Origin of the sequence: Thermoleptolyngbya sp. C42_A2020_037 (assembly GCF_015272455.1) — a bacterium.
Lineage (GTDB): Bacteria > Cyanobacteriota > Cyanobacteriia > Elainellales > Elainellaceae > Thermoleptolyngbya.
Genome location: NZ_JACYLP010000034.1, coordinates 90,372 through 113,762, shown reverse-complemented (window position 1 = coordinate 113,762; position 23,391 = coordinate 90,372). Strand labels below are relative to the sequence as shown.

The following is a 23,391-nucleotide window of genomic DNA, read 5'->3' as shown; positions in this document are numbered from 1 at the left end:
GGTGGTATACAGCTAGACTCCGCCGCGAGTCGCGATCGTTTATCTGTACAGATTGGCAGGACAGATTGGCAAAGCTGGCGGAAGGATTCAATGGGGCGATCGCTCGACCAATGGGGCGATCGCGCCCCGTCCCGTTCGCGCAAGATGGCCAACGCAACGCAATTGACAAGCTTGTGGGATTCTTACCCCGAACCGAGGTTTTTATGGTTTCTACGACAGAAAAGTTAATCCACTACCCGATGGTGATTGGCAATGAGCTGGTCAACAGCGGCAGCCAGGACTTGATTGACCCCGCCACGGGCGAAGCTTTTGCAACCGTGGCGATGGGCACCGCCGCAGACGTAGACCGGGCCGTGGCAGCGGCGAAAGCCGCCCAACCCGGTTGGGCCGCGCTGTCCTACGGCGAGCGCTGTGCCGCCATGATGAAATTTGCCGACCTGCTGGAAGCCAAAAGCGAAGAACTCTCCCACCTGGAAAGCAAAAATGCAGGTAAGGCGCTGAAGCTGACGATTAACGGCGATATTCCCTTCTCAATTGACAATATTCGCTACTTTGCGTCAGTGGTGCGGCGGCAAGAGGGCGCGGCCGCTGGGGAATACGTCGGCGGCTACACCAGTCTGCTGCGGCGGGAGCCGATCGGCGTGGTAGGCGCGATCACCCCGTGGAACTATCCGCTGATGATGGCGGTGTGGAAAATTGCTCCGGCGATCGCCGCTGGCAATGCGATCGTCCTCAAGCCCGCCCCCAACACGCCCACGACGACCATTGAACTGGCTAAAATCGCCCTGGAAGCGGGACTGCCCGCCGGACTGATCAACATCGTCACAGGCGGCGTAGAGGTCGGCGAAGCCATCTGCACCCACCCCGATATCGGCATGATCAGCTTTACGGGCAGCACCCGCACCGGCAAGCGCATCGCGGAACTGGCCAGCCCTATGATCAAGCGCGTCACCCTAGAACTCGGCGGCAAAGCGCCGTTTGTCGTATTTGACGATGCCGACATCGAAGCCGCCGCCCACGGCGCAGTCGTCGGAGCCTACGTTAACTCCGGGCAAGACTGCACCGCCGCCACCCGGATGTATGTCCACGAGTCAGTCTTCGACGCATTCCTGGCGCGGTTTACGGAACTGTCGAAGCAGGTAAAAGTCGGCGACCCCTTTGCCGAAGGCACGGACATCGGCCCCCTCTCCAGCCAGGCCCAGTTGAACAAGGTGAAGGGCTACGTTGAAGAGGCCAAGCAGCAGGGCCTTCAGGTGATTACCTGCGGCGACGTGCCCGACCAGGGTTTCTACTTCCCACCGACAATCATCGTAGACCCGCCGCAAACTGCCAACTGCGTCTGTGAGGAAATCTTTGGCCCGGTGGCGGTGGTGAAGCGCTTTTCGACGGAAGAAGAGGCTATTGAACTCGCCAACGACACGCCCTATGGACTGGCTGCAAGCTGCTGGACGCTGAACGTGCAGCGGGCCATGCGGATGGCTAAGGCGCTGCAAGCCGGAACCGTATGGATTAACGACCACCTGCCCATTGCCAGCGAAATGCCCCACGGCGGCTTTAAGCAGAGCGGCGTTGGCAAAGATATGTCGCACTACGCGCTGGAGGAATACACCATCGTCAAGCATGTGGTGTTTGACATCACAGGCGACCAGCGCAAGGGCTGGCACTTCACCACCTTCGGAGAGGCGTAATTACAGCCGATATTGCCGAAACACCTCGCTGGCGGCGCGATGCACCAGCGAGTGGCGATACACCAGCGCGTTGAAATCATTGGCATAGCCGCCGCCGATGACGCAGGCGACGGGATATCCCTGAGCGACGCAAGTGCTGAGTACCTGCATTTCGCGGCGATAGAGGCCGCTATCTGTCAGGGCTAGCTTGCCGAGGCGATCGCCCACATGGGTATCCACGCCTGCGTCAAACAACACCAAGTCGGGGCGCACCTGCGACAGCAAATCGGGCAAGTAGTCCGCCAGCGTCCGCAGATAGTCGTCGTCTTCCATGCCCTCCGGCAGCGGCACGTCCAGGTCGCTCTGCTGCTTGGTGCCAGGAAAGTTCACTTCGCAGTGCATGGAAAAGGTGAACACGCTGGGGTCGTTCTGAAAAATGACCGCCGTGCCGTCGCCCTGATGCACGTCTAGATCGACGATCAGCACCTTTTTCACTAGCCCCAGGTGTTGCAAGACGCGAGTGGCGATCGCCATGTCGTTGAAAATGCAAAACCCCGACCCAAAGCTGGGAAAGGCGTGGTGCGTGCCGCCCGCTGTATTACACGCCAGCCCACACTCCAGCGCTAGCTTTGCGGTTAACACCGTGCCGCCTACGGCGATGCAGGTGCGGTTTGCCAGCGCCGGACTCCAGGGCAGCCCGATTCGCCGCTGTGCCCGCGCATCCAGCGTGCCGGTGCAGTATTGCTGCACATAATCGGGCGTATGCACCAGCTCCAGCCAGTCCACCGGGGGCAGGTCTGGCGTGTGAAACTGGCTGGGATGGGCCACGCCATCTGCGACCAAAAGCTCCGAAAGCCGCCGGAACTTTTCCATCGGAAAGCGATGGCTGTCGGGCAGGGGCGCAACATAGTCTGAATGGTATACCAGGGGCAAATCCACGCCGCAGGGAAGGAGTAAAATAAACGAACTTGTGTAGACGATCTCAATCGTGAGCCTCTGAGTTTTTATTCTTGCATTAGGCTAGGCTCAGAGCCGGGAAGCCGTGATCTAAAACGCCCATGAATGAGCCATTGCCAGATGCCAACCGAGCATCCAGCGGCAACCAACCCATCCTGTTTGAAACCGCGCTTCAGGCTGCCGATGCAGCGGTGTTGGCGGCCGCGTCCCGCCATTTGAAAAATATCGAGGTGGCCGTGCTAAAGGGCGCATGGCACGGCTTTAAGTATGACGAGATCGCCGAAGAAACAGGCTACACGCCGGAATATATCAAGCACGATGTCGGGCCAAAGCTGTGGCAGTTGCTCTCCTCGAGCCTGGGGGAGCGCGTGAGCAAGACGAATCTCGTCGCAGTGCTGTCGCAGCGGGCTGCCCAGTCGAATGGTTCGGCTGCGTTGCAAAACGGCGTGGCTCCCGTCCCCTCGACAGCAGACAGGAGCGCGATCGCCCCTCCCAATCAAGCCCCTACTCAAGCCTCCACGGTTCGTCCGCAGGATCTCGACCCCCCAGTAGGGCTAGTAGCGCTCAATTCTCCGGTGTATGTCGATCGCCCCCCGTCGGAAACCCGCTGCTATGACGAGATTTTGCGACCGGGTGCGCTGATCCGTATCAAAGCCCCCAGCCAGATGGGCAAGACTTCGCTGATGGTGCGCGTGTTGGAGCAGGCGCGGCGCTTGTCGGAAGGGGGCAACAGCCCAATCCACACCGTCGCCCTCAGCTTGCAGCAAGCCGACAGTCAGGCGCTGAACGACCTGGACGGATTTCTCCGCTGGTTTTGTGCGCTGATCACCCGCAAGCTACGGCTGCCCCATCGGGTTGATGAATACTGGAGTCCCACCTTTGGCAGCAAGGGCAACTGCACCGCCTATTTTGAAGACTGCCTGCTGCCAGACCTGAATGCGCCGCTGGTTCTGGCGCTCGATCGGGTGGATGACGTGTTTCTGCATCCGCAAATCGCCCACGACTTTTTTGCGCTGCTGCGGGCCTGGTATGAAGAGGCGGCCTACGGCGACAGCGGCAACCCCCTTTGGCAGCACCTGCGACTGGTGATCGTGCATTCCACAGAGGTTTATCTGCCGCTAGATATTAATCAATCGCCCTTCAACGTAGGGCTGGCGGTGGAGCTACAAGAATTCACTCCGGTGCAGGTGATGGATTTGGCACAGCGCTATGGGCTATCGCTTGCAGATGCTGACCTGGAGCGCCTGCAAGAACTGGTTGGCGGGCATCCCTACCTGGTGCATCGCGCGCTCTACCACCTGGCGCGGCAAGACCTGACCTTGGACGAGTTTTGGCAAACGGCTCCGACCGATTCGGGCATTTACGCCAACCATCTGCATCGCCTGCTGCGTCAGCTTCAGGAGCATCCCGACTTGGCGGCAACGTTTGACCAAGTAGCCAAGTCCTCTGCGCCCGTCGAAGTGGAACAGATGCAGGCCTTCAAGCTCCGCAGCATGGGACTGGTGCATCTTCACGGCAACCGGGTGGCGCTGAGCTACGGGCTGTATCGGCGCTATTTCGGCAATATGGCTCCGCAACGCTAACGCGATATGGCTCTGCAACACTAACGCGACTGCCCAGCTAGATTATTTTCTCGCCGTGGCGTACAGTCAAAAAAGAGCCTCACAAACCCTTGGTTCAGCAATCCAAAATCGCCAATCCAAAATCACAACCGCTTCCCGATCCAATTCTTCCCCTTGACCCATGCAACACCTGTCCCTGAGCGAAGGCGCACGGCGCGACTTTTTCACCTGTCTAGGCATCTGGCTGACGCTGGAACTCATTGCCTTTGGGCTGATGCCCGCCATTGGGTTTAATCACATCTCCTTCTCCCAGACCAATCCCTGGTTTTGGGCAAGCGTCGCCCTGGGAATGGGTGGCTCGTTCTTGCTCGCCTCTGCCAGTCGCCTGGTGGGAGCTTCCAGAGCCAGCACCAGCAAAGCCAAGCGCTGGACGGGAATGCTGTCTGGGCGTTTGGTGAACTGGGTTGCGCTGGCAGGGGTTGCGTTTCCCCTACTGATTGTCAGCATGAACCTGTTCTATCGACTGTTTGCCATTTTTACTAGCCAGAGCGCTGGCGCAGTGTAGGGTCGGCTGTTTCTACGCAACGCGCTCGAAGTCTTCATATCACTGATCCTCAGGGTGCGGGCACGCCAAAATCCTGAGTCCAGTAATAGCGCAGCTTGATCTTGCCGGGGTCGCTGGGCAAATGTACAAACCCAACGCCCATCTCCTGGAAGAACGGCGTGAGCAAATTGGCTCGGTGGCCCGGACTCTTGATCCAGGCGTTCACCACGCTTTTTGGTGTGCTGAAACCTGCGGCAATGTTTTCGCCGCCGCTGCGGTAGGCATAGCCCCCCTGCAAAAAGCGGTCAAAGACGGTGGAGCCGTTTGAGCCAAAATGGTCAAAAAAGTCGTTGCTGGCCATGTCCTGGCTGTGGGCTTGGGCGATCGCACTCAATACCGGATTCAGCCGCAGTGGAGGCAGCCCGTATTGGCGGCGATAGTCGTTGGTCAGCGTCAACACTTTCAGGGCAAAGCGATCGCCCGCATGGTCTGAAAAAGATCGCAGGGACTTTTGGGCAGAACGGGGACGAGAGGCGATCGCCAGACTCAGCCGATAGGACGAAACGCCCGATCTGACCGACAGCTTCAGATAATAGGTTCCGGGTTTGAAGGTGACTTTGGGCACCACTGACTCAGGGGTGGATAGGACGTGCGATCGCCCCACTGCTTTTCCTTTCCCATCTAACCACTGGGCGATCGCGCCCGCGCTCAGTTCAGACAGGTCCAGCGTCACCCGGCTGCGACGAGCCACCCGCAGCGGAATGATATCCAGCGGGTTCCTGCCGCCCAGCCGCCCGGAATACACCGTTCTACCGGACTCTCGACTGCGAAAGGGAGCTGGCCCGACTTCACGAAATCTGTCCGTTCGTTGAGAATGGCTGATCACTCCGACACTCCTGATGCACTGCCAACGACCAGTGTTGCCTTCAGCACAGTCTGGAGTGTTCGGTGATTTTGTTGAACTTTATCAGCCGCTCACAATCGGCTCGGTGCTTGTGCGGACTGAATTCTGACCCATCAACTGGCTTCCACCAAAAAAGACAAAAAAACAAGGGGCCGAAACCCCTTGTCTCTAGTTACCAAGCAGACCCAGCAAATCAAGCAAACGGTCGAGCCACGTTCCTACACCGTCCACACTTCCCGTCCATTCACGCCATCGTCTGCCACAAAGAACAGTTGCCCTAGACCCGATGCCAAGCTTCCTGCTGCAATCAGGTTGTCGGGGTTCGACGATGTAGGCCCAGGGTTGATGTCCAGCGCCAGTTCTGGCAAGCCAGTCGTTTCGTTCAGGCGATAGAGTTCGGTGCCCGTCGTGCCATTGTCTGCCGTAAAGTACAGCGTACCGCCAGCCACTACCAGGCTAGCAGGCGACGAACTACCTGCTCCAGGAACTAACTCTAGCGCAGTCACCTGTAACGTCGCTGCTGGGTCAGTCACCCACAGTTCCGTCCCTTCGCTGGAAGTCTCCGCAACGAAGTACACCTTGTCGTTAAACACCGTCAGGTTGCTAGCAACAAATGACCCAGAAATGTTGGTTGAAACTCGCTCAATAACGCTAGTAGCCAGGTTCACACGGAGCAACTGGTCAGCAACCGCACCAACATCAAAAGCAGTGAAGTAAGCGTAGCTTTGCCCGCCAGATGTTACAACTGCTACATCTATGTTTCCGGAACCCAGCGAGCCATTGCTTGGATCACCATCTACGTCATACGTAAATACATTACCATTCGCAGCAATCCGCCGCAGTTCCACGTTATCAGTGTTGACAGCTTCACTCGAAACAAAGAACACATCACTGCCCACTACTTTCAGGCTGCGTACAAAGCGCGGGGCAAAAGCTGAAGACCCACTACCCAAGGTCTGAAGCGGTTCTGCAACAGGGTTAGCCGTCGAAGCATTGCTAACACGGAACAGGAGTCTGCCAGGAACCCCTTGCACATCCGCAGTGTAGTAGATTGTGTCTGTCGCCTGTACGTAGACCAAGTCTCTAGGACTGCCACCTGAATTTGGAAGCGACACGGGTGCACCACCATTGGTGAAGTAAAGTTGTTGAGCAAAGATGTCACCTGTAGGAGTCGCCAAGAAGAAGAGGTTGTTTCCAGCTGCGGTCAGATTAGTTGGAGACGACGACAGCCCTGAACCAGGAGCAATGTCTGCCACCAGCGACAGCGTACCCAACGGACCGCCCGTCGGCTGCCACTTCCACAATTCATTACCTGTCTGGACTGTGCTACCTGCAATGTAGACTGTACCGTTGACGTTTGCGATGCCAGTGATACTGCCAAACGAGCCAACTTTGACGGTTGTGTTCAGCGTGCCTTCACTGCGCCATAGCCCGACGGGTGCCCCCAGAGTCCCGTCTGTTCCGGCGAAGAACAGCACGCCATTCACGTCGGTCAGGAAGTCAGCGTTAGCATCGAGCGCCCCTGGGTTTACGTCGCGGACGATAATACCGCTCGTACGCTCGCCGAAAGCAGCCTCCAGGGTGTAGGTCGAGGCATCGGTGGGGCCACCGGCCAAAACGCGCAGGAAGTAGGTGCCTGGGCCAAGCGCCCCCCGTAGGGCCGAACCGCCCCCGGAGAGCGGGGTTGGGTTTCCTGCCTGGAAGAGCTGCAAGGTGATATTGCCAGTAAAGTCCTTGAGGCGGGTCGCAAAGAAGTTCTTAGGTTCGGTCAGCGTAAACCGGAACACATCGACATCGCCTGCCCCCACAAAGTCCTGATAGATGCTGGGATTATCCAGGTCATTACTCAGCGGGGTCAGGATGCCTGGTGAGAGCGGGTCGGTAATGGAGGTTGCATCCGCAAAGTCGTCGCCGAATTTGTCTTCGGGCGTGAGGACGGCTGTCAGCCTGTAGGTGGAGTTATTGCCTGGCCCGGCGGTCTGCACTAACACAAAATACTGACCGGGTTGAGCGTCCCTGAAGATAATCTGCTCGTTGCCACCGGGCCCAGCGCCGCCCCGGAAAGCTAGCAGCTGCTGGAACTGGTCAAACAGGGTGATGTTGAGGTCGGCGGTCGGGGCAATGTTGGTGAGGTCGATCTTCAGATCGCCTCCGATGGTTGTAGTAAAGGTGTAGTAGTCAACCGGGTCGCTGTTGCCCACATACTCCTGAATCGACGCTGGAAAGAAGCCAAACCCAGGAAATGCCGAGGCGCTGCCAAAGTCGTTGCCGCCTTGGTCGGGGGCGGGGCCGGCGTTCAGCGTCAGGTTATAGCGTGTATTGCCGCCTGGAACGGGGGTAGTTCGGACAAAGTAGGTGCCTGGATCAAGCACGCGCTGGAGACTGCGGGCTTCTGTGCCGCTGCCAGAGGTGCCCGTAAGCACGTTGCCGCTGGCATCCAGGAGCGAGATTTCGGCCCCAGCGCTGAAGGGCGTGAGGGTTGCGCCGACGGTCAATCGCTCGTCTATCGTAAAGCGGTAGATGTCCGCAGGGTCAGAGCGTCCAATGTATTCATCAACGCCTGTGGAACTCGTGAGGTTGCCGAGGTCGCGGGCGGTGTCCAGGGTTTCTCCGGCTGTATCGGGCGTGAGGCTGAGGCGCATCCGGTAGGCCCCCTGCCCCTTGCGCCAGAAAACGCGGGCAAAGTAGGTACCTGGATCGAGGTTCAGGTTGATGTTTTCAGGCTGCCGATTGGGACGGGTTGAGCGGGCGATGACTCGGCCATTTGCGTTTTGAAGCTGAAAGTTGAAATTAGAGTTTCTGGGAATGTTAAAGACTTCGCCATCAAAGCTGCTTCGCGCTCGAACCACGAAGCGGAAGAAGTCATTGCGATCGCTGCTGCTCAGTGAATCTCGGAAGACTCTGGGGTTTGGCCCTACGTTAATTCGACGAGCGGTTCTCCGGGTGTTGCCTGCATCTCTTGCCATGGTCTTTCCAGCTAGCATTACACGCCACTAGGTTGCCCACATCATTCCCGGAATGCATCATTGAATCTTAAAAGGTGGAGACAAGAAAAGTTGAGGTTTGGGATTTTAGGGTTTGGATTTTGGATTTTTGGGCGGTTTTGCTAGGTGCCGAGCATCAGGGATTGGAAGGTTGGGTTTTGGTGGAGGGTGTTGAAGTCGGGATCGGTTTTGGCGATCGCCCGATACAGGTCATTCAGCGCGATCGCCCGGTTCAAGTAGTGCAGCGCTGTTTCAGAGTCCCCTAGCAGCGCATGACAGCAAGCCAGGTTGTAGTGGAATAGGGCGTTGTCTGGCTCCAGGGCGATCGCGTGGGTATAGCAGTCGATGGTGTCTTCATAGCGCTGAAGTTCGTAGAGCAGAGAGCCGCGATCGCTCCAGAGGCTGGGGTCAGCCTCGTATCGTCGCAGCGCTTCGTCAAAAGAGTCCAGTGCGTCTTGCGGCTGTTGCAACTGCTGGAGGGCTAGGGCCCGCCCGTGGTATCCGCCATAGAAGTCCGGCTCTAGGGCGATCGCCTGGTCGTAGGCAGCGAGGGCTTCGGCGTAGCGCTCTGCCTTTAGGAAGATATTGCCCTTGGTCTGCCAGGGTTCGTAGCGGTGGGGCGCACCTTTGATGGCCTGGTCGCAGAGGGCGATCGCCCGGTCATAGCGCTGCTGCTCGACCAAATAATTCAAATACTGGGCTGAGGCGTGAAATCGATCCAGGCTGGGGTCGCGTTTTCCTGGGCTGCCGCCCCAATAGTGAGCCGAATTTTGAAACTGGGGCGATCGCCGCATGACGATCGCGGCAACAACCAGTGCCCCCAGCAGCAAAATCGTGCCCCACTGCCGAAAGAGCGAATAGCCCAGCCAGGACAACTCCGCAGGCACGCCCAGCCAACTGGCGATCGCGTCTACCCCGTCCCACAGCGCCCGGTTTGCCGCTGGCACGGTCCACAAAATCCCAAACAGCGCAATCATGCTATATCGACTCCAGCGATTGACCTGGTGACGCAGGGTTTCGGGCAGCCAGGGTTCTAAAATTCCGTAGCCATCCAGCGGCGGTACGGGCAGCAGGTTGATCAGCACCCCTGCAACTTCTAGCGTGACCAAAAACGCCAGAGCGGGCCAGAGCCAACTGAATGGGAGGGGCGATCGCAGCAGGTCAGGCAGGCTCCAGCCACCCGTTGGGCTGGCGGGTGCCCAGTCCAGCCAAAATGGAAGCGCCAGCACCAGCGCTACCAGCGCCGTCATCAGCGGCCCCGCGAGCGATACCGCACTTTTCCAAAGCCGCCCCCGCAGTTTGGACGAGTCGATATATACCGCTGCGCCGGGGAGGGGAATGCCGCCCAGCATCAAAAAAATCAGCGGCATCACCAAGCTGGTGCCCACGTCGGTATACTTCAGCGGATTCAGGGTCAGATAGCCTTTGTCTTTGACCGAGCGATCGCCCCCCCAGTAGGCCACCAGCGCGTGCCCAAACTCATGCAGGCACACCGACGCAATCCACACTACAAAGACAAACAGCGCAACGACTAACATAGGGAATCACAAGGTTGAGGGGGGCAGGGGAATGGAGCATAACGGCATCGCCTCCCTATCTAGGATGCCCTAGTTTAAGGGGTGGAGGTTGCTGCGCCGCAGCACGGGCGCGACGAGGTTTCAGGCATTGCGGCTGGAGCATGACACACTGAGCATTGCCCCGGATGTGATAAATCTAGAAGTCGTCAGCAGCTTCCCTCTTCGTTCTTCCCTCTTCGTTCTTCCCTCTTTCCTCTTCCCTCTCCCTAACCCTCCCTATGGCTTCTGAGGAAATCCTGCGATTAGCCCGATCCGGCGACCCAACCGTGTTAACCAGTCTGCTCAACCATGTGCTGAAACCTTACGGCGTGACGGCAACTGTGGTGCGGCACGAAATTCGGCTGGAAATTCAGCTTTTGGCATCGCACCCGGTAGCAGAAGCGACCGTGACTCAGTTGGTGCATCAGGTGATTCGCCAGCTCAATATTCCCTATATTCCGACAGTGGCGATCGCCCTCGCGCCAGACGCACCCCAGCATTCTTCGCCAGAAACCTCCCCATCTCAGGAACCGCAGAGGAACTGGACACAGACAAACTGGACACAATCTGCGCCCCATAACTCGGTAGCATGGAGGCAAGACGAGGGCGGAATATCTATTCCTGAACCCATTTCTGAATCCATTCCTGAACCCATTTCTGAACCAACTACCGATCTTCCGTCCCAGCCTGCCGCTCTTTCCCCAGCACTTTCCCCCATGTCTGCGACTCAAACGCCCGACTCTCAGGGGCATCCCGACCCTGCAACTGATTCCATCGATCTGGATGAAAGCTTGAACGTCTTCCCACCCCCTGGCGACCCCCTTTTTGAAGAGGGTCCATTTGAAGCGGGCCCGGTTGCCTCATCGGGTGAAATGTCTCCGATTGCAGTGCCATCCGCAGTGCCGCCAGATGTTCCATCTGCACGGCCATCCGCAGTGCCGCCAGATCTTGCATCCGCAGTGTTATCAGAGGAAGCGCCCCAATCCGATCTGTGGCAGCGGCCGGAAGCAGTCATTTTCGTTGCCTATTTGATTGCGGTGATCATTTGGCAACTCTATGTGGATTTGACTGCTGACGCGGCAAGCCAGAAATCGGGCTGGACGGCGACGGCGCTGGCTCGGCGACTCGGCACCAGCCGCACCACCCTCAGCCGCCGCAAGTATCAAGAAGATTTCTCCGCCTGGACGCAGAGCCTCGACCCCGACGGACTGGCGTGGATGTACGTGGGCCCGCGCTTTAGCCCGGTGTTAGGCGTTGACGTTCCGCCCTCAGGGCCGCGCTAACCTGTTCATATTCTGCGACCAGCTTGTCGATCTGAGCGGTAATTTCATCGGGGGTGCTTTGGTGAGCGGTGTCTTCTAGATAGCGACACAACTTTGAGAGGCGGGTGGCTCCCACCACGGCGCTGCTGGACTTGAAGGTATGAGCCGTCCGCATGATGGCAGCAGTGTCGAGCATAGCGCCTGCGTTGCGGATGCTGGCGACCATCTTGGGCGCTTCGGTGAGGTAGCAGTCGATCAGTTCTGTAAAAATCGCGGCGGCCTGGTCGCCCATGTCCGCGATGAAGCTGTTGATGAACCGGGCATCCAGGGGAGAAGACTGGGAGGCGGGTTGGGCGATCGCCCGTCGGGGGCATTTCTTCAGCAGGGCAGAGAGCTGATCGAGCCGAATCGGTTTACTGATGTAATCGTCCATGCCCGAAATCAGGCAATCTTCGCGATCGCCCATCATAGCGTTTGCCGTGACCGCGACGATGTAGGGCAACTTCTCAGACGGCAGGCGATCGCGCAACATTCGGGTCGCCATGATGCCATCTACCTTCGGCATTTGCACGTCCATCAGCACAACATCGTAGGTTTGGCGCAAAACGGCTTCGACTACTTCGGTTCCATCGGACACGACATCTGCGCTGTAGCCTAGCTGCTGAAGCATTCTCAGCAGCACTTTCTGGTTCACCAGGTTGTCTTCGGCGATGAGAATTCGTAGGTCACTCGTTTTTTCTGAGGCAGTATCGTCGTCCAAACCCGACTCTGACAGCGAATCTGGCATTAAATCATCACCCGCGGGAGAGCCGCCAGAATGCGCTACGGCAGACTGTGGAGTGGCATCGAAATAGTTGCTTAACATGGCATAAAACTGAGACTGTTTAACGGGCTTGGCCAACCGTGGGATAGCGATCGCCCCGGTGGAATGGGTCAGGGCGTAGCGAGCCGACTGAAGAGAACAATCGAGACGAGTCAGGAATACAAGCGGAATGGTTTCGCAACCTGGCAGTTGGGAGATTTCATCAGCTAACGCGCTGCCGGAATCAGTAGAAAGGTGGGCTTCTAGCACGATCAGATCTGGGCGATCGCCCTTCTGTACATTCTGCCGGAGATAGTGGAGCGCCGCATCGCTGCTGCCTACCGCCACGACCCGCAGCCCCAAAAATTCTGCCTGATGAACTAAATTTTCGCGGTGAATGGTCTGGCTGTCTACCAATAAGAGCGATCGCCCCTCAAACGGGCTGCGATGGTCAACCGACACGCTGGCTCCAGCACCGGATCGAGTGACAAACGAAAAATAGAACGTGGAGCCAACGCCCGCTTCGCTCTCTAGCCACAGCCGACCGCCCATGCGCTCCGCGAGGCGCTGGCTGATGGCCAATCCCAACCCCGTCCCGCCGTAGGTACGGTTGATGGAAGAATCGCCCTGCAAGAAGGGCTGAAACAGACGATCGAGCCGATCTGCGGGGATGCCAATGCCTGTATCCCTAACCGCCAGCCGAATCGTGCAGGTCGGCAGGTCAGCATCTCCCGGCACGGTGTCCAGATGGAGGCAGCGGGCACTGACCATCACCGTCACCTCGCCCTGCGACGTAAACTTCACGGCATTGCTTAGCAGATTGACCAGCACTTGCTGCACGCGGGTCGAGTCGCCAATCACCCAATCGGGCACCTCCGGCTCAAACAGGCAGCCCACCTCCAGGTCTTTCTCCAACGCCTTTGGCATGACCAGGTCAATGGCACACTCCACGCACTGTCGCAGGTTAAAGGTTTCCAGATCTAGCTCTAGCTTGCCCGACTCGATTTTGGAGAAATCCAGAATGTCGTTAATGATTTTCAGAAGCGTTTCGCCGCTGCTGCTGATGGTCTGGGCAAATTCCTCTTGCTGAGGCGTAAGGGGCGTACTCAACAGCAGAGACGACATGCCAATGACCGCATTCATGGGCGTGCGAATTTCGTGGCTCATGGTGGCTAGGAACTCGCTCTTGGCCCGGTTGGCAGTTTCGGCATCGCGCCGAGCCTGTTCTAGCGCCTTGTTTTTGATCATCAGTTCCTGGCGCTGCTGGGTTTCCTGCTCCAGCAGTTGGGCTTGGGCCAGGGCAATTCCCAGTTGGGCTGCAACTGCCTCCAGCAGGTCAATTTCGTCTTCGCTCCAGCGCCGCAGGCGATCGCACTGGTGTATACAAATCGCGCCGTTCGGCTCGCCTTTGTAGGAAGTGCGAACTGCCAGCATAGATCGGATCTTCAACGCTTGCAGCAGCGGATGCAGATTGCTCAGCAGAGGTTCACACAATACATCCCCAGAAGCTACTGCCTGATCCTGCGCCATCATGGTTTGAGCGTGGAGGTTGCCTGTAATCGGTACCGATTTCATCACATGCTCAAACTCATACGCTGGCTCCAGATAGGTCGCCACGATGGGAATTTCTGGCTCCGGCTCTGCTATGTAGGTATGAATCAGCACCCGGCTAACGCGAAACGTCTGTCCTACTTGAGTTGCGGCGGTCTGGAAAATCTGCTGAGGATCGAGGCTTTGGCGAATCTCCTCGGTAATTTGCTGGAGCAGGAGGATCTTTCGGAGCTGCCGCTCTAGCGCCGCTTCGGCCAGGCGGCGCTCAGTAATGTCCAGCAGTACGCCTTCTATGACGAGGCCCTGGGCTTCTTCGACCACCTGCGTTTTTTCGTAGACCCAGCGAAGGCTGCCGTCTCGGTGAATCAGCCGATATTCCAGGGTGTAGGGCTGACCTGCCTGAGCGTGGTTCAGGGCAACTTGCAACAGGCAATCGCGGTCTTCGGGATGCACGATGCTGGCGTAGTGCCGCCCCTGGTTGTTCAAAAAATCTGCTGCGGGATAGCCCGTCAAGTCGGCGATCGCCTCGCTCATAAACTCTATCACCCAGCCAAACTCTGCCTCGCGCTGAGGGTCATAGCGGGAGCGAAACACCACTCCCGGCAAATGCGAAACCAGGGAGCGAAACCGCTGTTCGCTCTGGGCGAGCGCTTCCTGAGTCTGTTTGCGGCTGGTAATATCCTGCGCCGTGCCCAGCAGTTGCACCAGGTTACCCGCTTCATCTCGGCTAAAGACAGTCTGGCGAGATTGCAGCCAGCGCCACTCGCCACCGGCATGACGCAGCCGAAATGTCACCTCTACTCCTTGCCCCGCAATGTCTTGCTGCAATTCCTGGATGCTGCTGCGGAGCAAGGGCAAGTCGGATGGATGGACGAGCGATCGCAATGCTTCCGAATCCATTTCGTAGACCTGATGGGCAGGATAGCCCAGCATCTCGGAAACCCGGCGATTGATAAATCGAATTCGCTTCGCGTCTACGGCATAGAGATAGAGCAGATTGGGCGTGGTTTCCAAAATCTGCTGAATGAACCGCTGATTCTCCTGCTGAGTTGCGTCGGCCTGCTGACGCTGCCGCAAGCTGCACTCTCGCTCGACCAGTTCATGCCGCAGCCGCCTATTTTCTGCCAGCAGATCTGCAATTTGCTGATGCGCTGCTAGCCCCGGCTCAGCCTGATTAGACTCTAAGTCCCCACCTAGCAGTGGCTTCCTGGGTTCCGGATAGTCTGGCATTCGGTTCCTTACCACTCATCTCCTTTGCATAAAGTTTCGGCAAGCCAGGGGCGATCGCCCTCACGCAATATCCACAATGACTTCTCAGCCATTCAAACCCGCTGAGTAATTACACGCCTCGACTATCTCCAGCCTTATCACCAGCGGAGATTTTCATAATCCGACCCTTAACCAGACACGTTTAGGCATGGGTTAAACAAAACCCTAAAAAAGTCACAAAAGTAAATACTAACGTTCGTGCCCCAATACCAGCCAATTTTCCCTGAATCCCGCCAACGATAGACAATTCTAGACTTCTTTAGAGTTCCACAAAACACTTTCGGATTAACTCCCACTCATCGCTTCTTCATTAAAGAAAGCTGAAAGTAAAGACTATCCAGCATTTTAGACACGAATAGGAGCCAGGAAACCCATAAACTTTCCCAGGCTAGTCCATACCTCTACAGTCCAGAAAATACTGTAGAACTCTTCCCTCTTCCCTATCCCCTACGCAAGCGCGAAGAGTGTAGGGCGATCGCCCCACACTCTTCCCAAGCCCTGCAATTCTAATTCTGCGACTTCACGAAAACAGCGACTCAGACGAAGGCTAGGAAGCAGCCTCTTCCCCAGCGGTGTCAGGGGCCTCAAACTTATAGCCCACACCACGCACAGTTTGGATTAGATTGGGTTGCTGAGTGTCAATTTCGATTTTCTTGCGGATTTGCCCAATGTGAACGTCAACCACCCGTTGATCACCCACATACTCGTAATCCCACACTTTTTGGATCAGTTCCGCTCGTCGCCATACGCGACCGGGATGACTCGCTAAAAAATGCAGCAAATCAAACTCCAGCGCCGTCAGCGGCACCATTTCGCTGTTGAGCGTCACTTCGCGCCGCACTGGATCGATAGATAGCCCATTAAACGTGAGGCACTGCTGCTCTGCCGCCGTGACCGGGCGCTGTCGTTTCAGAATCGCCTTTACACGCACCTCTAGCTCCGCCAAACCAAACGGCTTGGTGAGATAGTCATCCGCGCCTTTAGAAAATCCGTGGATTTTATCCGCCTCATCAGCGCGACTCGTCAGCATCAACACAAACACACCCGTCCGGCTCTGCATCTCCTGACAAAGCGTGTAGCCTGTTGCGTCTGGCAGGTTGACATCCAAGATCACCAAGTCGGGATTGAACTGTTCAAAAATCGCCATTGCCCCTTTGCCATCTTCGGCGGATTCGACCTGATAGCTGTGGGTAGAGAGAAAACGATGTACCAGTGTACGAATGTGACGGTCATCGTCAACGACAAGAATCTTGGCTGAAGCCATGACTGTAACCTTGGGTCGATGAATAGAGGGACGTTGAGTGAAATTGTAAATGTAAAGTCTAAAGAGGAACTTTTAGATGAAAAGCGAATAAAGGGTAAAGTGCAAAGGGGACTAAGTTGTTGTTGCTGATGGTAAGCTCCAATGCCAGCCCCTCGCTATGCCCATCTACATTAAGCACTCCCAAAAAACCGTATCCGCATAGAAATCTGTAATAGTTGCAAATAGTCCTAACTTAAGCGTAGAAAAAACTTTGTTAATTATCCAATGAGTATCGAAGTTGACCCTGGATGAGCATGGGCTTGCCAGAAATTGCCTCAAAGAAAAGAGACCTGTATTGTAAGGGCACCTGTAAGGTGTGAGTGGGTAGCTACACTAAGGGAAGGTGGGGGAGAGGAGAGGCAGGTGGAGTTTAAAACTCAACCTAATCAGTTTAAGCACAAAAACCAGGGCGATCGCCAGTCAGAGCGCTACCGTTCAACTCAGAAGTTGAGCTTAACGTGGGTTTAGGAGTGGTGAACTCAGGAGCAGTTGATTCAAGAGCTATAGTTTATGTAGTTTAAGTGGTATCTCGAAGTTCAGTGACATCCTGAAACTCTGTGTTAAACCATAGGTGGTAGCCGGTAATTGTTTGACCATTGGGTGCTTGACTTCAACGAGTGGCTCTGGGACAGGTAGCCTGTAATCGGTAACTGAATAGATGACTGGGAATTGTTAGCGTGGAGCAACTCAAGTGTTCGTCAGCAGCATAGACTCAGCAGGAGTGCTTGACTAAACCTAGCGTTCAGAACTCAAGGTCAAACGATCATGATCGAACTGTACCTAAGCCTGAGATTTGGAAACTGGATGAAGGAGAACTGGCTGAGTACAAGTTCTCGACTTGATCCTTTTGTCTGCTGCTGACTGCTGCCTGAACCTCGTTGCTAATCATTTCTGAGACGAAACTGATTGTAATATTAAGCTCCGTCAATTTTTTGCACTAAGGCTGCGACTGATACTATTCATCATAAACGACGATTCATAATCAATTATCGTGGGGATTCGGCTGGAGGGCACGAATGGAGGACATGAGCCACTACGAAAGACTGGGCGTAGACGAAACGGCGACGTTTGAAGAGATTCAGGCGGCGAAGGCGCGTTTGACCCAGGAGCATGAGGGCGACTCACGCACACTAGAGGCGATTGAAGCATCCTACGATGCAATCCTGATGGATCGGCTGCGACAGCGACAGGAGGGCAAGATCAAGGTGCCCGATCGAATTCGCTTTCCTGAGCGGACGGCAGAGCCACCGCCAGATTTCGCGCCTGCTGCGCCCAACCCTTCTCCCAACTGGCTTCAGCAATGGATTGACACACCCAGCCGCGCCGATATTCTTTGGCCAGGTGGATTGCTGCTAGGGGCAGGGCTGCTCGGCCTTAGCTCACCGTCTCTGGCGCTGGCACTGGGTGTGGGCATTAGTATTTTCTTTTTGAACCGCAAAGAGCATAAGTTTGGGCGGGCGTTTCTGCTGTCGCTGGCGGGGCTGTTGTTGGGCGTGCTGCTGGGGATGGCGCTGGTGCAGGCGATCGCCCCTCAGCTCGCCCAAATTAGCCTGGGTGAGTCCAGCGCCGCTGCGCTCATTGCCCTGGTTATCCTTTGGCTGATCAGCAGCTTCCTGCGCTAGCGATTTCCAGCATTAAAGTAGGTGTCGCTACTGCCTACATTTTGCCAGGCTGTACTTTCCCGACCTGCGCTTTCCCGACCTGCATGTTGCAAAATTATTTCGAGTGCCTCGGCGAAGTTGTGGACAATCCAGTCGGGCTGGTGTTTGCTGAGCTGAGTGCGATCGCGGATGCCGCTAAGGACTGACACAACGGGAATGCCGTGGGATTTTGCAGCCGCAATGTCGGCTTCTGTATCGCCGACCATCCAGTTTTCTGCGGGAGGCAGCTCGTTGAGGGCCCGCTGCATCAGCAGGGGCTTGTCTTGTACATCGGTCGTTTTGACGTAATCATCGCTGAGACAGTAGCGGCGATCGCCCTTAAAAAATCGCCCCAAATCACACCGCTGAAAGGCCTCGTCTAGTTCACTGGTGCGTCGCATGGTCATCACGGCCAGATCAATACCTGCCTGCTGAATGCGCTCCAGAGTTTCTATTGCGCCTGAAACAGGTGTGTCGTAGCTCAGGTAAGGAGGCGTATGAACCGTGTTTCGCCGCATCCGGGCAAAGTCTTGAGCCTGTAGCTCGTCCAGCCCAGACATTTGACCAATTTGGCGCTCTGGCACCTGCGATCGCTTGAGTTGCCAAAACTCCGCCTTAGACAATCGCTTGACCGTCTGTCCCGGACGGCGCACCTGCTCCAGGCAAACCTGATAGACCTGGTAATAGCGCTCCGACACGTCCATGATGGGCCCATCAAAATCTGTGATGATTCGTAATTTTTTTTGAACCATTGCTCTGTTTTATGAACTTTAATTACAGATTAGCCTGGACTTGTAGGAATCGGCGGCTTTTTTAAGTATTTATACTCCCTATCTGAATCCTAAATAAAGCTGAACCCTAAACCCAAATAAACCTAAACCCAAATAAAAATGCCCCCCACAAAAATGCCAACCTTCGCGCAGATTGCAGGGTGCAGACCGAAAGGCTGGTAATGTTTTAGGGTCAAGCCCTAGTTAGGCAGGATTTAGCAGATGAGGCTATTCCCTTGCCTGCCATTCTGGGCTGAGGCGACGGAAGTTGAAATCGATGGCGGCGGGATGGCAACTGATGCATGAGCCAAAGGAGAGGGGTTCGGGCAGTTCTACGCCAGGATGGAGCGCTCTCATATAGCGGGACTGGGCAAACCGAGAGGGAACGGTTTCGTTTTGCACGATGGAGCGCGAAGAGGCACGCACATAGTTCCACATGATGCGACGGGCTGGGTCTTGCAATGGGGTAATCACCACGCCATAGTGCTGGGGCGTTTGCAGAATGGCCGCCCAGGATTGCAGCGGCATCACCTCCGGCGGCGGGGCAAAATGGCAGCCGGAGCAGTTCTGGAAATAGAGTCGCTGTCCAAGCTGGAGTTGGGTGGGCACGACATCGACGGTGCCGATTTCGACCGTGTTTGCCGGAGGGGTAGCGGCGATCGCCCGCTCCGTTTCCTGCGACCCACCCACCTGCGACAATCCCCAACCCAAGCTGAGGCTCCAGCCCAAGACCAGCGCCAGCACAAGCGATGTCCGCCTGGCCCGGCTCAGGAAACGGCGAGAGCGGGATGAGATCGACTGAAGAAGCTGCTGGATTGCCATGAGGTCTCTCGAACACTAGAAACTGAAAGTTTGGGAGTTTTGGCCAAGGGCTGGGATGTGACTTGAGTGTAGATAGACGGACGAAATGCGGAAATAGCTCCCCGAAACCGGAATTCCTGAAAACAGATCTTTAAAGCAAATCCCTAGAACCCAAGCCTCCTGACGGGTCATTCTGTCATGAATTCCCAACGAATGGATGCTTTTTTGGGGTGATTTTGAGAGGGCAGTAAGGGGGCGATCGCACTTTTATCAGGCGTTTCAGCCCATTTACGCGACCGGATTACCGGGTAGCATTCGTCTGGCCGGGTGAGGCACGTTTTGAGTTACATGCCGTAATGTATGGGCAGCGATGTCACTCCGGCAAGAAAGCGCTGCGAAACTTGTCTGGGATTTGATTTTGCCAGCCTGTTGATTAACCTGTTCTATCGAAACCTTGAGGCAGCCGGACATGCTGCCAACGTTCTTCACCTGCTCGACCTGTTTGACGTAATTGGATGTTATCGGACGTAATTTGACCTAAGGGAATCAAGGAGTTTTGCCGAAATGGATTGCAGCCACGTTCAGTTTTGTATACACGACTCCTCTGCCCAGACCGCTGCGGCCCGCGAAATCGACCTGCACCAGCTTCAGGATTTGTTTAACGTGACGGCATTCTGGGCGCAAAACCGCCGCATCGAAGACCTGGCCACGGCGATCGCCCACAGCAACCCAGTTGTGACGGCCTGGGATGGCGATCGCCTCATCGGGTTCTCTCGCGCCACCTCCGACGGTGTATATCGCGCCACCATTTGGGACGTGGTGATTCACCCCGACTATCAGGGCGCAGGGCTGGGCCGCAAGATGGTGGAAACGGTGCTGATGCATCCCCACGTCAACCGCGCTGAGCGGGTTTACCTAATGACCACCAACGAGCAGCGCTTCTACTCGCGCATCGGTTTCGAGGAAAACCAGACGACGACGATGGTGCTATTTAATCAGCCCGTGTCGCAGGAGGGGCTGCCTGCTGTGGCCTACCTGGCCGAAGCCTCAAAGGAGGAGTCCTAGAGGCATCCTAAGGGAGGTGTCCCCAGCGTTCCCGAAGCCAGGGATTCGGGCGATCGCGGTTCGAGACTCCAAAGCTCGCTATAGGCGACTAAATTCGACCACATTCAGGGAAAAGGCGCACATTCTTGGAAGAGAAGTGCGCCTTTTGTCACTGTTAGGAGTAGTCTCGATCGGGAGTTGTCTCGGTTAGGAGTCGTCTCGCGCTTCTCGTCGAAGTCCCGGTTCCCCTGGGAGGCGTTGTCTAGGCAAACGCCTTGCACTTGGATTGCCCGCAACTTGCCCATCTCGCACCCTGGCTGAATCGGGCACAGCAGGGGCAGGAGAAAGCGCTACTTGATGACGCTACTTGATAACGCTACTTGATGAACAGCATTTCCTGATACTTGGGCAGGGGCCACAGGTCGTCGGCGACCTCGTCCTCCAGCGCATCGGCATAGCTCCGCACCCGATCCATAATCGGGCGCAGGGTTTTAGCGCAATACTGCATATGCTCCTCGGTGGTGGCGAAGTCATGAACAGCAAGGGCGCTGCTGAGTTCACCGACGGTGGTCATCATTTTGCTGGTCAGGTCAGAGATTAGCTCGACGTTGGCGGTTTCAAAGGGCAGCCCGATGGTCTTCAGACTGGCGATCGCCCCCGCAATCTCTGACAGATGGCGCAGCACGGCGGGATAAATCAGCGTCTTGGTCATGCTAATCACCAGCTTGGCTTCCATCTCGATAACGCGGATATATTGCTCCGAATAGGTTTCAAACCGGCTTTCTAGTTCCTTCTCCGACAGCACCCCCGTTTTGACAAACAGTTCCCTGATGGATTCTGTTTTCAGCATGGGCAGCGCGTCGGCCGTCGTGGGCAGGTTTAGCAAGCCCCGCTCCTCCACCGCGATTCGGTGCCACTCAGCAGAGTAGCCGTCGCCACCAAATACCACCGCACCGTGCTGCTCCATCACCTCCTTGAGGATGTTATAAGCAGCGGCATCGAGGGATTTCCCCTCGGCCAGCTCGGACTCTAGCCGATCGGCAACCCAAGTGAGGGAGTCGGTGAGGATCGTGTTCATCGCCACCAGCGGCCCCGAAACAGACTGGTTTGACCCGACAGCACGAAACTCGAAGCGGTTGCCCGTGAAGGCAAAGGGAGAGGTGCGGTTGCGATCGCCCGGATCTTTGGGAAACTCCGGCAGCGTGTCGATGCCCAGGTTCATCAGACCAGGACGCATCGACCCCTGCACATCGCCATTCTTGATTTGCTCGTACACATCTTCAAGCTGCGACCCCAGATACACCGAGATAATCGCAGGCGGCGCTTCGTTTGCGCCCAGGCGGTGGTCGTTGCTGGCCGTCGCCACAACAGCCCGCAGCAGCGGCCCATACTGATGCACCCCGCGAATCACCGCGCCGCAAAACAGCAAAAATTGTAGGTTGGCGTGGGGCGTGTCGCCCGGATCGAGCAGATTGCCCTGGGTGGCGTTGCCCACCGACCAGTTGACGTGCTTGCCAGAGCCGTTGATGCCTGCAAACGGCTTTTCATGCAGCAAACAGACAAACCCGTGCTTCTTCGCCGTGTTTCGCAGCAGGGTCATGGTCAACTGCTGGTGGTCGCTGGCCACGTTCGCCGCCTCAAAATAGGGCGCAATTTCAAACTGACCCGGAGCCACCTCGTTGTGTCGCGTCTTGGCCGGAATGCCCAACCGATACATCTTTTCCTCCACGTCCTGCATGAACACCTGCACCCGTTCAGGAATCGCGCCAAAGTAGTGGTCATCAAACTGCTGTCCCTTGGCGGCGGGCCGGCCAAACAGGGTGCGCCCCGCCAGCAGCAGGTCAGGACGGCTGTGGGCAAAGTGGGCATCCACCAGGAAATATTCTTGCTCTGCACCGCAGCTAGAATTCACCGGAGCCACGTCGGTATGGCCGAGCAGTTTCAAGAGGCGAGTGGCCGCCTTGCTCATGGCCGCATTCGACCGCAGCAGCGGCGTTTTCTTGTCCAGCGCCTCGCCCGTCCAGGAAATGAACACCGTGGGGATGCAGAGGGTCGCGCCGTTGTCCGTTTCCATGATGTAGGCGGGACTGGTGACATCCCAGGCCGTGTAGCCCCGTGCCTCAAAGGTGGAGCGGATGCCGCCGTTGGGGAAGGAGGAGCCATCGGGTTCGCCCTGCACCAGCACCTTGCCTGTAAATTCAGTGATGGCCGTGCCGTCGGATTGCAGCGAAATGAAGGCATCGTGCTTTTCCGCCGTGATGTTGGTCATCGGATAAAAGACGTGGGCGTAGTAGAGCGCGCCTTTGGAGATGGCCCAGTCCTTCATGGCGGCGGCCACGATACCTGAAATTGACACATCCAGCTTGCCGCCCGTCTGGATGGTGTGTTTTAGCGAGCGAAACACTTCCTTGGGCAGGCAGGCCTGCATTTTGTTGAGGGTGAACACGTCCACCGCCCACAGGTCTTCTAGGCGGCTGGGCACCTTGGGGGCGACGGGCTGGCGTTCGGTGATTTGACAGATGGTTTGAAACCGTAGCTCGTTAGCACTCATACAGCAATGTACCTTGGTTTGTTTGAAGGTGGGTTGAACAGTCAACGGGGCGGGAAATCTCTTCAGCCCCAGAGCGTCTCTGCTGGTTTCTGGGGGCTGAACGGTTGCAGAAAAATCAGAAAGGCAATTAGAAGGCAATTAGAAAGGCATTGACATTGAATTAGCATTGAATTGGCATTGAACTTGAATCTGCATTCAAGACGATAGGCGCGTGCGTCGATCAT

15 protein-coding genes are annotated in these 23,391 nt (G+C 56.5%); 6 read left to right on the top strand and 9 right to left on the bottom strand.

Translation table 11 applies throughout. From position 1 onward, the window contains the following. Positions 1-203: 203 nt before the first annotated feature. Positions 204-1,688, top strand: coding sequence for an aminobutyraldehyde dehydrogenase (locus IGS16_RS11240; RefSeq protein ID WP_297085468.1), 1,485 nt, complete (start codon positions 204-206; stop codon positions 1,686-1,688). Here the strand turns inward: IGS16_RS11240 and IGS16_RS11235 are convergent, their stop codons facing one another. Beyond that, positions 1,689-2,606, bottom strand: coding sequence for a histone deacetylase (locus IGS16_RS11235; RefSeq protein ID WP_297085467.1), 918 nt, complete (start codon positions 2,604-2,606; stop codon positions 1,689-1,691). It lies immediately after the preceding gene. Between the two features lie 119 nt (positions 2,607-2,725). Here IGS16_RS11235 and IGS16_RS11230 point away from each other — a divergent pair, with 119 nt between their 5' ends. Next, entirely contained in the window at positions 2,726-4,207 is a 1,482-nt protein-coding gene (locus IGS16_RS11230) for an AAA-like domain-containing protein (protein WP_297085465.1), read from the top strand. 160 nt (positions 4,208-4,367) lie between these two features. Further along, positions 4,368-4,751 carry a hypothetical protein gene (locus IGS16_RS11225; RefSeq protein ID WP_297085463.1) on the top strand — a complete coding sequence of 128 codons (384 nt, stop codon included), beginning with the start codon at positions 4,368-4,370 and terminating at the stop codon, positions 4,749-4,751. A gap of 49 nt (positions 4,752-4,800) precedes the next feature. On the opposite strand, the gene IGS16_RS11220 is transcribed toward IGS16_RS11225, so the two are convergent. The 3 genes from IGS16_RS11220 to IGS16_RS11210 form a co-directional block, all read right to left on the bottom strand. Beyond that, the gene (locus IGS16_RS11220) at positions 4,801-5,535 is read right to left on the bottom strand and encodes a CAP domain-containing protein (RefSeq protein ID WP_297085461.1); all 735 of its coding nucleotides are present in this window, start codon (positions 5,533-5,535) and stop codon (positions 4,801-4,803) included. 317 nt (positions 5,536-5,852) lie between these two features. Next, positions 5,853-8,600, bottom strand: coding sequence for a pre-peptidase C-terminal domain-containing protein (locus IGS16_RS11215; RefSeq protein ID WP_297085460.1), 2,748 nt, complete (start codon positions 8,598-8,600; stop codon positions 5,853-5,855). 140 nt (positions 8,601-8,740) lie between these two features. Beyond that, a complete protein-coding gene (locus IGS16_RS11210; protein ID WP_297085458.1) occupies positions 8,741-10,156 on the bottom strand; it encodes a tetratricopeptide repeat protein in 1,416 nt (471 codons plus the stop codon). Between the two features lie 257 nt (positions 10,157-10,413). Between IGS16_RS11210 and IGS16_RS11205 the strand changes: the two genes are divergently transcribed. Then, positions 10,414-11,457, top strand: a complete 1,044-nt coding sequence (locus IGS16_RS11205; RefSeq protein ID WP_297085456.1) for a hypothetical protein — start codon at positions 10,414-10,416, stop codon at positions 11,455-11,457. Here IGS16_RS11205 and IGS16_RS11200 read toward each other — a convergent pair. Both IGS16_RS11200 and IGS16_RS11195 read right to left on the bottom strand, forming a co-directional pair. Continuing rightward, positions 11,411-15,019, bottom strand: a complete 3,609-nt coding sequence (locus IGS16_RS11200) for a PAS domain-containing protein (protein ID WP_297085454.1) — start codon at positions 15,017-15,019, stop codon at positions 11,411-11,413. The genes IGS16_RS11205 and IGS16_RS11200 overlap by 47 nt on opposite strands. A 586-nt stretch (positions 15,020-15,605) precedes the next feature. Further along, positions 15,606-16,322, bottom strand: a complete 717-nt coding sequence (locus IGS16_RS11195; RefSeq protein ID WP_172355373.1) for a response regulator transcription factor — start codon at positions 16,320-16,322, stop codon at positions 15,606-15,608. A gap of 1,064 nt (positions 16,323-17,386) precedes the next feature. Between IGS16_RS11195 and IGS16_RS11190 the strand changes: the two genes are divergently transcribed. Beyond that, the gene (locus tag IGS16_RS11190; protein WP_297085452.1) at positions 17,387-17,983 is read left to right on the top strand and encodes a CPP1-like family protein; all 597 of its coding nucleotides are present in this window, start codon (positions 17,387-17,389) and stop codon (positions 17,981-17,983) included. Here IGS16_RS11190 and IGS16_RS11185 read toward each other — a convergent pair. Then, on the bottom strand, positions 17,980-18,753 hold the full coding sequence (locus IGS16_RS11185) for an HAD family hydrolase (protein WP_297085450.1): 774 nt from the start codon (positions 18,751-18,753) through the stop codon (positions 17,980-17,982). The two genes, IGS16_RS11190 and IGS16_RS11185, sit on opposite strands and share 4 nt — an antisense overlap. A gap of 246 nt (positions 18,754-18,999) precedes the next feature. Then, positions 19,000-19,593 carry a diheme cytochrome C gene (locus IGS16_RS11180; RefSeq protein WP_297085448.1) on the bottom strand — a complete coding sequence of 198 codons (594 nt, stop codon included), beginning with the start codon at positions 19,591-19,593 and terminating at the stop codon, positions 19,000-19,002. 543 nt (positions 19,594-20,136) lie between these two features. Here IGS16_RS11180 and IGS16_RS11175 point away from each other — a divergent pair. Next, positions 20,137-20,637 (top strand): GNAT family N-acetyltransferase, encoded by a 501-nt coding sequence (locus tag IGS16_RS11175; protein WP_068508102.1) that lies wholly within the window; start codon positions 20,137-20,139, stop codon positions 20,635-20,637. Positions 20,638-20,992: 355 nt separating this feature from the next. On the opposite strand, the gene IGS16_RS11170 is transcribed toward IGS16_RS11175, so the two are convergent. Further along, positions 20,993-23,167, bottom strand: coding sequence for a glutamine synthetase III (locus IGS16_RS11170; protein ID WP_297085445.1), 2,175 nt, complete (start codon positions 23,165-23,167; stop codon positions 20,993-20,995). Between the last annotated feature and the right edge of the window lie 224 nt (positions 23,168-23,391).

Coding starts and splice junctions, on each gene's coding strand:
- IGS16_RS11240 (WP_297085468.1), top strand. CDS start 204: ATGGTTTCTACGACAGAAAAGTTAATCCACTACCCGATGGTGATTGGC.
- IGS16_RS11230 (WP_297085465.1), top strand. CDS start 2,726: ATGAATGAGCCATTGCCAGATGCCAACCGAGCATCCAGCGGCAACCAA.
- IGS16_RS11225 (WP_297085463.1), top strand. CDS start 4,368: ATGCAACACCTGTCCCTGAGCGAAGGCGCACGGCGCGACTTTTTCACC.
- IGS16_RS11215 (WP_297085460.1), bottom strand. CDS start 8,600: ATGGCAAGAGATGCAGGCAACACCCGGAGAACCGCTCGTCGAATTAAC.
- IGS16_RS11210 (WP_297085458.1), bottom strand. CDS start 10,156: ATGTTAGTCGTTGCGCTGTTTGTCTTTGTAGTGTGGATTGCGTCGGTG.
- IGS16_RS11205 (WP_297085456.1), top strand. CDS start 10,414: ATGGCTTCTGAGGAAATCCTGCGATTAGCCCGATCCGGCGACCCAACC.
- IGS16_RS11200 (WP_297085454.1), bottom strand. CDS start 15,019: ATGCCAGACTATCCGGAACCCAGGAAGCCACTGCTAGGTGGGGACTTA.
- IGS16_RS11195 (WP_172355373.1), bottom strand. CDS start 16,322: ATGGCTTCAGCCAAGATTCTTGTCGTTGACGATGACCGTCACATTCGT.
- IGS16_RS11190 (WP_297085452.1), top strand. CDS start 17,387: ATGAGCCACTACGAAAGACTGGGCGTAGACGAAACGGCGACGTTTGAA.
- IGS16_RS11185 (WP_297085450.1), bottom strand. CDS start 18,753: ATGGTTCAAAAAAAATTACGAATCATCACAGATTTTGATGGGCCCATC.
- IGS16_RS11180 (WP_297085448.1), bottom strand. CDS start 19,593: ATGGCAATCCAGCAGCTTCTTCAGTCGATCTCATCCCGCTCTCGCCGT.
- IGS16_RS11175 (WP_068508102.1), top strand. CDS start 20,137: ATGGATTGCAGCCACGTTCAGTTTTGTATACACGACTCCTCTGCCCAG.
- IGS16_RS11170 (WP_297085445.1), bottom strand. CDS start 23,167: ATGAGTGCTAACGAGCTACGGTTTCAAACCATCTGTCAAATCACCGAA.